This is a genomic window from Bacillus lumedeiriae (assembly GCF_044891285.1).
Taxonomy (GTDB): domain Bacteria; phylum Bacillota; class Bacilli; order Bacillales; family Domibacillaceae; genus Pseudobacillus; species Pseudobacillus lumedeiriae.
The window spans coordinates 184727-199224 of the sequence record NZ_JAUIYO010000002.1 but is presented as its reverse complement, the minus strand read 5'-3'; the positions used below and the strand labels follow the sequence as shown (position 1 = coordinate 199224).

Below are 14498 nucleotides of genomic sequence, written 5' to 3'. Positions count from 1 at the left end.
ATAATAAAAAGGCAATAGAGGGCACTCTATTACCTTTAAGATTGTATCATATTTTATCTTCTTTTTCTTGCATAAAATGATCCGGCGAGCAAAAATGTCGGGATCGCACCGATTCCAAAAATAAGCAGCCACTCTCTCGGATCGAGAGCTGTTGTATGGAAAATCGTTTGGAGCGGCGTAATGTAAATAACAGCGATCATTAATAGGAACGAGGAAATAACAGCTGCTATTAAGTACATATTGCCAAAGGGATTGCGTGCAAGCACCGATTTTTCACTGCGGCAGTCAAATACATGAATAAGCTGAGCAACAACCAGTGTTGCAAAAGCAACCGTCTGTGCATATACGAGATTATTCGGATGCTGTTGATAAGCAATGATAAAGGCGATGAGTGTAGCTGCTCCGACTAAAAACCCACGGGAAACAATTTTCCAGCCAAGCCCTCTCGCAAATACGCCTTCTTTCGGGTGTCTTGGCGGCCGCTTCATCACGTCTTCTTCCGCCTTATCGAGCCCAAGAGCCAAAGCCGGAAGACCATCCGTCACTAAGTTGACCCATAAAATCTGAATCGGGACGAGCGGCAATGGCAGCCCCATAATCATCGCAAATAGCATTACTAAAATTTCTCCAACATTGGATGTCAACAAATAACGGATAAACTTGCGAATGTTTTCATATATATTTCTTCCTTCTTCTACAGCTGCTTTGATTGTAGCAAAGTGGTCATTCGCTAAAACTAAAGAAGAGGCTTCTTTTGCGACATCTGTTCCCGTTATTCCCATCGCTATACCGATATCAGCTGCCTTAATAGCCGGTGCATCATTGACACCATCGCCAGTCATCGCAACGATATGCCCCTTTTTCTGCAAAGCTTTCACGATTTTTAATTTATCTTCCGGAGAAACACGGGCATACACAGCTGTACGTTCTGCCGCTTCTTCCATCTCCTGATCTGTCATTCGGCTGAGTGACTGCCCATCTACAATATCAGATTTCTTTTTGGAGAGTCCCAAATCACCGGCGATCGCCGCCGCCGTTTCTTTATGATCTCCAGTAATCATAATCGTTCTAATTCCTGCACGGCGGCAATCTGCGATAGCTTCTTTCACTTCTGGCCGCGGCGGATCAATCATTCCTTCCATACCAATAAACGTCATACCTGTTTCCACATTCTCTGCATCATGAAACTGATCTGTTGCACGAAGCGGTTTATAAGCAACAGCAATGACCCGCAGCGCTCTTCCCGCTAGGGTTTCCAGCATCTCCTCTGTCTGTTTTCTATACGGTTTGGAAAAGAGCTGTCTTTTGGCATCCCACAAAACGTAATCACTTCTGCCCAATAACACATCTGGAGCTCCCTTTGTAACCGCAAAGCGCTGGCCTTGTGCATCTCGAACGATGACTGTCATCATTTTTCTTTTTGAGTCAAATGGAAATTCTTGTTCTATTGTAAATGTTTCCGAAAGCTGTTCGCGGCTTAGCCCGGCTTTTAATGCCGCCGTCAGCAGCGCTCCCTCCGTTGGATCACCTTGAATGACAAATTCTTTCTCTTTTCTTTTTAATTCCGCATGATTACAGAGCAAGCCAAATGTAAGAAGCTGATATAAACTTTTTTCTGCAGAAGGGGTAATTTCTTTTGTCTCTTCGAAGAACTTCCCTTTAGGTTCATACCCTTTCCCACTGATGCTCCAATGCCGGCCGCCGCTCCAAGCGTCTGTAACTGTCATTTGGTTTTGAGTCATCGTTCCCGTTTTGTCGGAACAGATTACTGTCGTACATCCCAGGGTCTCTACAGCGGACAGCTGCCGCACGATCGCTTTTTGTTTAATCATGCGCTGGACGCCGAGTGATAACGCAACTGTGACGATCGCTGGCAGTCCTTCTGGTATTGCTGCTACGGCAAGTGACACACCGGTTAAGAGCATCGTATATAATTCATGGCCTTGAATGATACCGACGAAAACGACAAGAACGGTCAACAGCAGAGCTACACCAATTAAGATTTTGCCAAGCTGTTCAAGCCGGCGCTGCAGCGGGGTTTCCGACCTCTGTGCCTCCTGAAGCATAGAGGCAATGTTCCCCATCGCTGTTTTCATCCCAATAGCTGTCACAACGCCTATTCCGCTTCCCCTAGTAGCGAGTGTACCCATAAAGGCCATATTTTTCATATCTGCGAGAGCAGGCGTTTCTCCTCGCAATGGAGCAGCGTGTTTCTCAACTGGAACAGATTCTCCCGTCATCGCTGACTCCTCAATTTCTAAGTTAACTGCCTCAAGTAGTCTGATGTCTGCTCCAATCCGATCTCCTGCTGTAAATTTCAGTATATCTCCCGCCACAATGTCAGATGACTGTATTTTTTTCCATTCCCCATCGCGCAAAACGAGTGACTGCGGAGCTGATAACTGCTTCAATGCCTGCAGAGACTTTTCCGCTCTTCTCTCCTGCAAAAACCCGAGCACTCCATTGATCACAATAATGGCAAAAATAGCAGCTGAGTCAATGTACTCTCCCATTACAGCAGAAATGACCGTTGCTGCAATCAGCACGAGAACCATAAAGTCTTTAAACTGGCGGATAAAAACAAGCCAGGCGGAAGGAAGCTTTTCCTCCGTTAATTCATTTCTTCCATGTTCCTCCCTCCGCCTCTCGGCTTCTTCTGTTGTTAAACCGCGCCGAATACTTGTCCGAAGTTTTGTTTCCACTTCTTCTTGTCTCAGCTCGTGAAAATTCATCTCCTCACTCCCTTTAACGAACAAACTTGTCCTTCTCATAGCAAGGTTATTCAGCAGCAAGCCAAAACATGTTATGATTTATGTAAGTTTTCGGTTTTTCTCCATCATGTTATGGACGTTCCACTCGTTCTTCTTTTGCCCATAGCTCAAAAGGATGCTAGGTGCGGGATGAACATGAATGAATCAGAAGTTATCCAGGAAACTCTAAGCTACATTTAATTAATGTTAACGAAAAGGAAGACAGCCTATGTCATTTGACGGTTTATTTACAAGAGCAATCACAAAGGAATTATTAGAAGCGCTTCAAGGAGGACGTATTAATAAAATTCACCAGCCCTACAAAAATGAAATCATTTTACTCATTCGGGCAAAAGGCAAAAACCATAAGCTTTTGCTTTCTGCTCACCCTTCCTATGCAAGAGTTCAGTTGACAGAGGAAACGTATGAAAATCCAAAAGAACCCCCTCTCTTTTGTATGATGATGCGCAAACATTTAGAAGGGGCTGTGTTAGAATCGATCGAGCAAATCGGCCTGGATCGATTGATTATCTTTCACTTTAGAGGAAAAAACGAAATTGGCGATGTGGCCTACAAACAGCTTTATGTGGAAATTATGGGCCGCCACAGCAACATTATTCTTGTTGATCAGCAAAAAGGAAAGATCATTGACAGTGTAAAACACGTCTCGGCGGCCGTGAACAGTTATCGAACAGTACTACCAGGCTATGATTACGTCTTTCCGCCTGCACAAGACAAAGCAAATCCACTGACAGCCCATACAGAGGATGTCCTCCGCCAAGTGGACTTTAACAGCGGCCGCCTGGACCGCCAGCTCGTAGCTGGATTTTCCGGTTTTTCACCTCTTATCGCTAAAGAAATTGTCTTTCAAAGCGGATTAGCTAACCGGGAAACGCTGCCTAACGCCTTTATTGAGGAGATGGCGCCTATTCGGGAACATCAATATACTCCGACTATTATTGAAAACGAGCACAAATCCGCTTTTTATGTAAAAGACCTGCAGCACCTCTCTGGCGAACGGAAACATTTTGACTCATTAAGTGAGCTATTGGACCGTTTTTATGTTGGGAAAGCCGATCGTGATCGAGTCAGACAACAGGCGAATGATGTCGAACGTCTGTTAAAAAATGAAAAAGAAAAGAATGAAGCGAAGCTGATTAAGCTGGCACGTACATTAGAAGAGGCAGAGAATGCTGATCGCTTTCAACTATACGGTGAGCTATTAACTGCTCATTTGTACGCCGTTGAAAAAGGGATGAAAGAAATAGAGGTCGTCAACTATTACGATGAAAATGGCGGAACAGTGACCATCCCTTTAGATCCACAAAAAACACCTGCAGAAAATGCTCAAAAGCTATTTTCAAAATATCAAAAAGCGAAAAATGCTATTTTGGCTGTCAATGAACAAATCCGGCACACAGAAGAAGAATTGACCTATCTGGATCATTTGCTTCAGCAAATTGAGTCTGCCTCGCCGAAAGATATCGAAGAAATTCGAGAAGAATTGATAGACGAAGGATATATGAAGGCACGAGCATCTAAGAAAAAGAAGCCTGCCAACAGCAAGCCCGAACTGGAAACATACGAAGCAAGCGACGGCACACTCATTTTCGTCGGTAAAAACAATAAACAAAATGATTATTTGACAAATAAATTCGCCCGCAGGGATGAAATTTGGCTGCATACGAAAGATATTCCCGGCTCCCATGTCGTCATTCGCAGTGAAGCCCCGGCAGAAGACACGATCTTAGAGGCAGCTGCCCTTGCTGCTTACTTCAGCAAGGCGAAGTCATCTAGTTCTGTTCCCGTTGATTTTACGAAGGTACGGCACGTGAAAAAACCGAGCGGCGCCAAGCCTGGATTTGTTATTTATGACAATCAGCAGACAGTGTATGTGACACCTAACGAAGACCTCGTATTAAAAATGAAAAAGTAACACGCAGCTTCTCTAAAGTAACTGACAAAAGGGGGCAGCCGAAAAAGCTAGTAAATGACTAGCTTTTTCGGCTGCCCCCTTTGCTATTTCTACTTCCAGTCAGCAGGATTTTTCTGCCATTGGCGGAGTGTTTCCATTTCACTTTCTTTAACGTATTCTTTTTCGACAGCTACTTCAATCAATGTAGAATAGTTGCTTAAGCTGTGAGCAGTAATGTCCTCTGCTTTCAGTTTTTCGATTCCGGACTCCAGCTCGTATGTAAAAATGGCAACGATGCCGAGTACTTCACAGCCAGCTTCACGGAGAGCCTTCACGGCTGTAATCGCGCTGCCGCCTGTAGAAATTAAATCTTCCACAACAACGACTTTTGTTCCTGGAGCTGCTTTTCCTTCAATTTGATTGCCTTTGCCATGTCCTTTTGCTTTGGAACGTACGTAGCACATTGGCGCATTCATCAGATCGCTCACCCAAGCTGCATGAGGAATACCAGCTGTCGCAGTACCAGCAATTATTTCCGCCTCCGGATAATGCTCCTCAATCAACGACACGAGCCCTTTAGCAATTGCTTTTCTCGTTTCAGGATAAGACAATGTCAGCCGATTGTCGCAATAAATAGGCGACTTAATTCCTGATGACCATGTAAACGGCTCATTCGGCTGTAGAAAAACCGCTTTAATCTCTAATAGTTGTTCTGCAATTTCCTTATTTAGCATAGTTGTTCTCTCCCCATTGCTGCTTTACTTTTTGATAAGCTTCGAGCGGTTCACTCGCTTTCGTAATTGAACGGCCGACAACGATCATGGAAGAACCAAGAGATTTAGCGCCCGCAGGATCAGCTACCCGCTTTTGATCATTCGCATCGTCTTCTTTCAAGCGGATGCCCGGCGTTACTTTTAGAAAATCGATTCCGCACGCCTCACTGATCGCTGCCGCTTCGTATACAGAACAGACGACTCCATCACAGCCTGCCGCTTTTGTCAATTTCGCATAATGAAGCACCGATTCTTCTAAGGAAACCGGTATCAGCTGCTCACTATGCATCTGTTCTTCGGAAGTAGACGTCAACTGCGTCACTGCTAAAAGCAACGGTCTCTTTCCAGACGTTCCTTGTTCTAGTCCTTCTCTTGCAGCCGCCATCATTTTCTGTCCGCCAGCCGCATGTACATTGATCATATCTACACCGAGATTTGCGAGACCTTTCATTGCCTGCTGCACTGTATTCGGAATATCATGCAGCTTTAAATCTAAAAAGATGCGGTGATTCATTTCTTTTAATTTTTCGATCACGGCTGGACCATTTTGTAAATAAAGTTCCATGCCTACTTTCACATACAGCGATTCATTTGAGAAAGTTTGTAAAAAACGTTCTGTTTCTTTCCATGTTGGGAAATCAAGAGCAATGATAGGTTCTCTTTCCATCCTTATCCCAGCTCCTTCCTGTCAATTCACTTATATGATCAATCTTATTCGCCGCTAAATAATGATCCAGTTCTTCAATGAGTTCAGGACAAATGAACGGATTCGCAAAATTCGCTGTTCCAATTGCTACAGCACTAGCACCCGCCATGTAAAACTCAATAATATCCTCTACTGTGGAAATACCGCCCATTCCAATGATTGGAAGGTTCGTTTGCTGACTGACTTCATACACCATGCGGATAGCAACAGGCTTAATGGCTGGTCCGGATAAACCACCTGTCCGGTTTGCAAGGATTGGCTTGCCTGTTTTTAAATCGATCCGCATACCAAGCAGCGTATTGATCATTGTTAATCCGTCTGCACCGCCGTCCTCTACTGCTTTCGCCATCTCTACGATGTTCGATACATTTGGAGAAAGCTTGACGTACACTGGTACATCTGATACTTCTTTCACTTTTTTCGTTAAATGTTTCGCTGTTTCCGGAACCGTTCCGAAAGCAATTCCACCTGTCTTCACGTTCGGACAAGAAATGTTTAACTCGAGTGCTTGAACGTGTGCTGATTTAGAAAGAGTACGCGCTACTTCAACATAATCTTCCACTTGTGAACCAGCGACATTTGCAATAATCGGTACATCATATTGTGAAAGCCACGGCAGTTCTCGATCCATGACTTTTTCAAGCCCCGGATTTTGCAGGCCAATGGCATTCAACATGCCGCCCGGTGTTTCTGCTACACGCGGAGTGGGGTTACCATAGCGAGGTTCCTCCGTCGTTGCTTTAATCATGATGGCCCCAAGAACACTCAGATCATAAAGGCTGCTGAATTCACGGCCAAAACCGAAGCATCCGGATGCAGGCATAATCGGGTTTTTCAACGTCAAGCCCGGCAGTTTTGTTTGTAATCTACTCATAAAGCCACCTCTCCCATCGGGAATACGGGTCCATCACTGCAGACTTTGCGGTATTCAGTCCCTGTCGGATCATTTTGTGTATGGCAAACACATGCAAAGCAGGCACCGATGCCGCATCCCATTCGCTCTTCCAGCGAAATGAACCCTTTTTTTGTGAGCTGCAGTTCTTCTAATGCTCTAAGCATAGAGATCGGGCCGCAAGAATACAAAATATCTGCCTGTAAATGAAACTGGCGAATAGTATCGGTCACAAACCCTTTTGTGCCAAGAGAGCCATCAACCGTTGCAACATATGTTTCCCCAAGCTCGGAAAACTTATCCATATAAAAGACTGCATCTGCGGATTGAAAACCGAGTACGTGAATGGTTTTTACACCTTTTGCATTCAATCGCTTAGACAATTCATACAACGGCGGGACACCAATACCGCCTCCAACTAAAATAGCCGTTTCCCCCGTCTGCGCTTCATCAACTGGAAACCCATTTCCAAGAGGACCCAGCACGTCTACTTGATCTCCAGGCTTCTTTTCAGCAAGCAGCTTCGTTCCTTCACCTTCTGCCCGGTAAATCATAGTGAAGCGTGAGTTTGCTTGATCAATATTCGCAATACTAATCGGCCGGCGAAGCAGCGGCATCATTTGTCCGTTTACTTTAAGATGAACGAACCGGCCCGGTTCGTTCATCTCTTGTACGAGCTCACCTTGGAGAGTGAGCTCGTATATATTTTTAGCAATACTTTCTTGTGAAAGAACGGTCATCCATTCCTTTTTAATCATGAAAGCACCGCCTCCGATTCATTTTTTGGCATAGACTCTGCTGAGAAAATCATCGATTCCAACACGCGCAAAATTGCTTCTGCTGTATCTAGTGAAGTTAAGCATGGGATACCATTTTCTACTGTTTCGCGGCGGATACGGAATCCGTCACGTGCAGGCTGTTTGCCTCTTGTTAATGTATTGATCACAAATTGTGCTTCTCCTGAGCGGATCGTATCGAGAATATCCGGCCCTTTTGCACCAATTTTTGCAACTGTTTCTGCAGGTACGCCTGCATCCTTTAACGTTTGCGCCGTTCCATGTGTCGCAATCAATTTATAGCCAATATTGTGAAAGCGTTTAGCAAGTGCCAGTGCTTCCTCTTTGTCCTTATCAGCCACTGTCATTAAGACTGTGCCTTTCGTAGGAATCGTAATCCCTGCTGCAACGAGACCTTTATAAAGTGCCTTTTCAACTGTTGTATCTTTCCCCATTACTTCGCCTGTTGATTTCATTTCAGGTCCAAGTGTTGTATCTACACGGCGCAGTTTAGCAAATGAGAACACTGGTACTTTAACAAATACGCCTTCTTTTTCTTCAGCAAGCCCTGTGCTGTAGCCCTGGCTTTGCAGCGAATGGCCAAGAATCGCTTTTGTTGCAACATTCGCCATTGGGATGTTCGTAATTTTGCTAAGGAATGGGACTGTCCGGCTGGAACGAGGGTTCACTTCCAGTACAAATACTTCTCCCTTAGATACTACATATTGAATATTCAATAAACCGATAATGTTTAAACCTTTTGCCAATCGAATCGTATAATCAATAATAGTTTCTTTTTGCTCTTTTGTCAGCTGCTGCGGCGGATAAACTGCGATAGAGTCACCAGAGTGGACACCCGCGCGTTCGATATGCTCCATGATTCCAGGGATAACAACATCTGTGCCATCAGAAATCGCATCCACCTCGATTTCTTTTCCTGTTAAATAACGGTCAATTAAAACAGGGTGTTCCGGATTCACTTTTACGGCATTTTTCATATAATGAAGCAGCTCAGCTTCTTTGTAGACAATCTCCATTGCCCGGCCGCCAAGCACGTAAGATGGACGTACGAGAACCGGATAACCGATTTCGTTAGCAATTTCTACAGCCGTTTCTACAGAGAAAGCTGTTTTTCCAAGCGGCTGCGGAATATTAAGTGCTTGTAGTGTTTGTTCAAATTTGTCTCGGTTCTCCGCTCTGTCCAGATCCTCGACTGTTGTTCCTAAAATCTTCACACCATGCTCTACCAATTTCTCCGCTAGGTTAATGGCTGTCTGTCCGCCGAATTGCACGACAACCCCTTCCGGCTGTTCTAAATCAATGATGTGCATAACATCTTCAATTGTCAGCGGTTCGAAGTACAGCTTATCAGATATACTGAAGTCTGTCGAAACTGTTTCAGGGTTGTTATTAATGATAATCGCTTCATATCCCGCTTCTTTAATCGCCCAGACAGAGTGAACCGTCGCATAGTCAAATTCAACACCCTGACCGATACGGATTGGTCCAGAACCAAGAACAACTACCTTTTTACGGTCTGTTACCACTGATTCATTTTCTTCTTCATACGTTCCATAATAATATGGAGTAGCTGATTCGAATTCAGCCGCACACGTATCTACCATTTTATAAACTGGAACGATATTATTTGCTTTGCGCCAGTCATATACTTCTTTTTCTGATGCTCCCCAAAGCGTTGCAATGATAGAGTCAGCAAATCCCATTTCTTTTGCTGTTTTAGCCGTTTCTGTATTAAACGGGTTGGCAGCTACTTCTTTTTCAAACTCAACGATATTTGAGAATTTCTTCAAGAAGAATAGGTCGATTTGAGACCATTCATGAATCGTTTCGATTGTAATGCCGCGGCGCAATGCTTCGCCGATATAGAAAAGACGCTCGTCTCCAGCTTTTCTGATGCGCTTTTCAATAAAAGAATTTTCCATTCCTTTAATTTCTTCTAGTTCTAAATGATGTACGCCGCTTTCAAGAGAACGTACGGCTTTTAACATGGATTCTTCAAAAGTCCGGCCGATTGCCATAACTTCCCCTGTTGCTTTCATCTGTGTGCCGAGTGTGCGGTTTGCTGATTCAAACTTATCGAAAGGCCATCTCGGTATTTTTGAAACAATATAGTCAAGTGCTGGTTCAAAGCAGGCATACGTTTTCCCTGTTACTGGGTTTTTCATTTCATCTAGCGTTAATCCGACAGCAATTTTCGCCGCAAGCTTCGCAATTGGGTAACCTGTCGCTTTAGAAGCGAGAGCGGATGAACGGCTGACACGTGGATTCACTTCAATGATGTAATATTGGAAGCTGTATGGATCAAGCGCCAGCTGTACGTTACATCCGCCTTCGATACCGAGAGCGCGGATAATTTTTAATGATGTATTTCGCATCATTTGATATTCGCGGTCGCTCAGCGTTTGGCTTGGCGCCACAACGATGGAATCCCCTGTATGAACGCCGACTGGATCGATGTTTTCCATGTTACAAACAACAATCGCATTATCATTGGAGTCACGCATGACTTCATATTCAATCTCTTTAAACCCGGCAATGCTTTTTTCTAGCAAACATTGCGTAACTGGGCTGTACTTTAATCCGCTTGTTACCGTTTCAATGAGCTCTTCTTCATTCGTACAGATCCCGCCGCCTGTACCGCCTAGCGTATAAGCTGGACGCACGATCACCGGATAGCCGATTCTCTCAACGAATGTGTAGGCTTCTTCAAGCGTATGAATGATGTCACTTTCTGGTACTGGTTCATTTAATTCATTCATTAGCTGGCGGAACAAGTCACGATCTTCTGCTTGTTCAATAGCTGACAGCTCTGTTCCAAGCACTTTTACATTGTATTCTTCAAGAATGCCGGCCTTTGCTAATTCCACAGCCATGTTTAACCCTGTTTGGCCGCCAAGCGTTGGTAAAATAGAATCTGGACGCTCTTTTTGAATAATACGGCTGACAAACTCCAGTGTAATCGGCTCAATATAAACTGCATCGGCAATTTCTGTATCTGTCATGATTGTTGCCGGGTTAGAGTTTACTAGTATGACGCGGTACCCCTCTTCTTTCAAAGCTAAGCAAGCTTGTGTTCCCGCATAGTCAAATTCCGCTGCCTGGCCGATCACGATCGGACCTGATCCTATTACTAATATGCTTTCAATATCTGTACGTTTAGGCATGTTGTTGAAGCTCCTTTCCAGCGTGTTCTTTCATCATGTTGATAAAGCGGTCAAATAAATGATTGTCATCTTCTGGGCCCGCCGATGCTTCCGGATGGTACTGGACAGTAAATGCCGGATATGTTTTATGGGCCAGTCCCTCAATTGTGCCGTCATTCAATGCTACATGAGTTACTTTTAAGTCTGTTTTTGCCAATGTTTCTTCATCAACTGCATAACTATGGTTTTGGGCAGTCAATGCTGTTTTTCCAGTTGCCAAGTCTTTTACCGGGTGATTGGAACCGCGGTGGCCAAATTTTAATTTAAATGTGTCTGCACCCGATGCAAGTGCAAATAACTGATGTCCAAGACAGATCCCGAAGATTGGCACTTTTCCGATTAACTGTCTAACTGTTTCAATGGCATGTGGAACGTCTTTCGGGTTTCCAGGTCCATTTGACAGCATGATGCCGTCCGGATTGAATTGTAAAATCTCTTCAGCTGTTGTATCGTGCGGAACAACAACCACATCACAATCACGATTATTCAGCTCACGTAAAATGCCATGCTTCATCCCAAAGTCCATTAGAACCACGCGATATCCGCGTCCTGGATTTGGATAAGCAGATTTAGTTGAAACTTGGGCCACCTGATCTGTCGGCATTACCGTTGCCTTCAACTGATGAATCATTTCTTCTGCGTTTGCTTCAGCAGAAACAATCGCGCCTTTTAATGTTCCATACTGGCGGATGATTCGCGTCAGCTTTCTCGTATCGATGCCGCAAATAGCGGGAATTTGTTTCATTTTCAAAAACTCGTCAAGTGACATTTCACTGCGGAAATTCGACGGGTATTCAGCTGCTTCCTTTACGATTAATCCTTTTACTGCAGGATGAATCGTTTCAAAATCATCACGATTGATGCCATAGTTCCCAATTAAAGGATACGTAAAAGTAACAATTTGTCCACAGAAGGACGGATCAGACAACACTTCTTGATAGCCTGTCATCCCTGTTGTGAAAACGACTTCTCCAATCGTATCTTTTTCGCTGCCAAAACCCTTGCCGATAAACACTGTTCCATCTTCTAAAATGAGCTGTTTTTTCATGATTGCACCTTTCCTTCCTGCCATACGAGTTTACCCTCTAAGATAGTGGCCGTGGGCCATCCACTGCACTTCCAGCCTGCAAATGGTGTATTTTTTCCTTTTGAATAAAATACTTCTGGATCAATTTCTTTTTCACTCTGTAAGTCAATTAAAGCAATGTCCGCGATCGCTCCTTCTTCAAGCTTTCCATAAGGCAGGCTAAACGCTTCTGCCGGCTTAATCGTCATCCACTCTACGAGCTGGTGTAGTGTAATGACTTCCTTTTTTACAAGGTGCGTGTATAAAAGCGGGAATGCTGTTTCCAACCCAACGATGCCAAACGGCGCAGTCTGCATACCAGCCGCTTTTTCTTCAGCTGTGTGAGGAGCATGGTCCGTTGCGATAAAATCAATTGTTCCATCCAACAGCCCTTCAATCAGCGCCTGCTGATCCTTTTTCCCACGCAGCGGCGGATTCATTTTAAAGTTTGTGTCTGCTCCTGGAATGTCTTCATCACAAAGCAGCAAATGGTGCGGTGTCACTTCTGCTGTTACACGAATGCCTGCCTTTTTGGCATCTCTGACCGTTCTTACAGAGCCTTCCGTACTAATGTGGCATACGTGATAGTGACATCCCGCTGCTTCAGCAATCAACACATCCCGCGCAATATGTACGGATTCACAAATCGATGGGATGCCGGGAATGTTGTTCTTTTCTGCGAACTCGCCATCATGAACTGCTCCCCCATAAATAAGCGAATTATCTTCACAATGGGCAACAACCGCTGCATCAATCGCCGCTGCCTGCTTCATCGCCTCGTACATCATGCCTGCCTGCTGAACGCCAACCCCATCATCTGTAAAAGCGAAAGCACCCATTTCCTTTAAGCTCGCAAAGTCTGTTAATTCTTTTCCTGCTTCCCTGATCGTAATAGAGGCGTATGGGAGAACACGGACATGGGCCGTTTCTTCAATACGCTTATTTAAATTGGCTAAGTTTTCTACTGTATCTGGCACTGGACGCGTATTAGGCATTGGGGCAATAGTTGTGAAGCCGCCTGCTGCTGCTGCCATCGTTCCCGTTTCGATCGTTTCTTTATGTTCGCCGCCAGGCTCGCGTAAATGGACATGTAAATCAATGAGTCCAGGGACGATCAGCTGTCCCTTTGCGTCTAGCACATCTTCGCCGTTTTCTATCAAGTACTCGCCCATTTCGGCAATTTTATTTCCTTCTATACGAATATCCTGCTTTTTTAGTGCCCCGTCTTCAGCAAGAATGCTGCCATTTTTTATTAGTAAATTCATTTGATAATCTCCCTTCCAGCACTTCTTTTAATACAGCCATTCTCACATAAACACCGTTTTCCATTTGTTTGAAAATACGTGACCGTTCGCATTCCACGAGGTTGTCTGCGATTTCAACCCCTCGATTGACTGGACCCGGATGCATAATAATGCTGCCGTTTTTCATCCGCTCTTCTCTCTGTGGTGTGAGACCATACATTTGATGATATTCTTCTTTCGTCATAGCTGTTCCGCTATCATGACGTTCATGTTGAATACGGAGAAGCATTAAAACGTCGACCTCTTCCACAAGTTCATCTAGGCTGACGAACTCCCCTGCTGCTAGATAATCATCGGCGAACCACTCAGGCGGTCCGGAAAAACGGACATCCGCTCCTAGTTTTCGAAGAGCCTCTGCATTAGATCGAGCTACTCGGCTATGGGAGATGTCGCCGACGATTCCCACTTTCAATCCCTCAAACCGTCCAAATTCCTGATGAATCGTGAACAAATCAAGCAGGCTTTGCGTAGGGTGCTGCCCGCATCCATCTCCTGCATTAATAACAGGGATGTTTACTTTATTAATGAGCTGTTCATAATACTGATCTTCTTCATGACGGATAACGACAGCATTTACACCAATGGATTCAAGCGTCCGAACCGTATCGTATAATGTTTCTCCTTTTAAAACACTGGAAGTTCCTGCTTCGAAGGGAACGACATCTAGGCCTAATTTTCTCTCGGCTACTTCAAAGCTTGTCTTCGTACGCGTACTTGCTTCGAAAAATAGGTTCGCTACAAACATTTGCGTGCCAGCATTCCATTTCTCTCCTTGAGAAAACTTTTCTGCCTGCATTAATATTAACAGAATTTCATCTTTATTCATATCTTTAATTGAAACTAAATTTTGCATCATCTGTTTTCCGCCTCCATTTTCATAAAAAAACACCCTTTTTTTCTAAGAGTGTTTAATGTACAGACGATATTTCTAGCAGTATACCTGCAGTTTCCATTGTCTGTCACCCTTAAATGCTTCTCTGAACATTTTTAAAAGGCACATATGAAATTATGCATATTTATAAATCGTACATGTATATTATGTGCATTCATGCTATGGCTATTCTTTGCGCTCTCGGCGACATCTAAGAATGT

10 protein-coding genes are annotated in these 14498 nt (G+C 44.2%); 1 reads left to right on the top strand and 9 read right to left on the bottom strand.

Annotated elements, in window-relative coordinates; all coding sequences use genetic code 11:
* Positions 1-53: 53 nt before the first annotated feature.
* A complete protein-coding gene (locus tag QYG89_RS04490) occupies positions 54-2732 on the bottom strand; it encodes a cation-translocating P-type ATPase (protein ID WP_404315001.1) in 2679 nt (892 codons plus the stop codon).
* A gap of 247 nt (positions 2733-2979) precedes the next feature.
* Between QYG89_RS04490 and QYG89_RS04485 the strand changes: the two genes are divergently transcribed.
* Positions 2980-4686 carry an Rqc2 family fibronectin-binding protein gene (locus QYG89_RS04485; RefSeq protein ID WP_404314999.1) on the top strand — a complete coding sequence of 569 codons (1707 nt, stop codon included), beginning with the start codon at positions 2980-2982 and terminating at the stop codon, positions 4684-4686.
* 89 nt (positions 4687-4775) lie between these two features.
* Here QYG89_RS04485 and pyrE read toward each other — a convergent pair whose 3' ends face one another.
* Genes pyrE through QYG89_RS04445 form a run of 8 tightly spaced genes read right to left on the bottom strand, consistent with a single transcriptional unit; the run spans position 4776 to position 14259 of the window.
* The gene (pyrE, locus tag QYG89_RS04480) at positions 4776-5399 is read right to left on the bottom strand and encodes an orotate phosphoribosyltransferase (protein WP_404314997.1); all 624 of its coding nucleotides are present in this window, start codon (positions 5397-5399) and stop codon (positions 4776-4778) included.
* A complete protein-coding gene (gene pyrF / locus QYG89_RS04475) occupies positions 5389-6105 on the bottom strand; it encodes an orotidine-5'-phosphate decarboxylase (RefSeq protein WP_404314995.1) in 717 nt (238 codons plus the stop codon). Before pyrF ends, pyrE begins: the two co-directional genes overlap by 11 nt.
* On the bottom strand, positions 6077-7018 hold the full coding sequence (locus tag QYG89_RS04470) for a dihydroorotate dehydrogenase (RefSeq protein ID WP_404314993.1): 942 nt from the start codon (positions 7016-7018) through the stop codon (positions 6077-6079). The genes pyrF and QYG89_RS04470 overlap by 29 nt, the downstream gene beginning before the upstream one ends.
* Positions 7015-7794 (bottom strand): dihydroorotate dehydrogenase electron transfer subunit, encoded by a 780-nt coding sequence (locus QYG89_RS04465; RefSeq protein ID WP_404314991.1) that lies wholly within the window; start codon positions 7792-7794, stop codon positions 7015-7017. Before QYG89_RS04465 ends, QYG89_RS04470 begins: the two co-directional genes overlap by 4 nt.
* Entirely contained in the window at positions 7791-10997 is a 3207-nt protein-coding gene (carB, locus tag QYG89_RS04460; RefSeq protein ID WP_404314989.1) for a carbamoyl-phosphate synthase large subunit, read from the bottom strand. The genes QYG89_RS04465 and carB overlap by 4 nt, the downstream gene beginning before the upstream one ends.
* Positions 10990-12084 (bottom strand): carbamoyl phosphate synthase small subunit, encoded by a 1095-nt coding sequence (locus QYG89_RS04455; RefSeq protein WP_404315623.1) that lies wholly within the window; start codon positions 12082-12084, stop codon positions 10990-10992. The genes carB and QYG89_RS04455 overlap by 8 nt, the downstream gene beginning before the upstream one ends.
* Positions 12081-13367, bottom strand: coding sequence for a dihydroorotase (locus tag QYG89_RS04450; RefSeq protein ID WP_404314987.1), 1287 nt, complete (start codon positions 13365-13367; stop codon positions 12081-12083). Before QYG89_RS04450 ends, QYG89_RS04455 begins: the two co-directional genes overlap by 4 nt.
* Entirely contained in the window at positions 13330-14259 is a 930-nt protein-coding gene (locus QYG89_RS04445) for an aspartate carbamoyltransferase catalytic subunit (protein ID WP_404315621.1), read from the bottom strand. The genes QYG89_RS04450 and QYG89_RS04445 overlap by 38 nt, the downstream gene beginning before the upstream one ends.
* Positions 14260-14498: the final 239 nt, after the last annotated feature.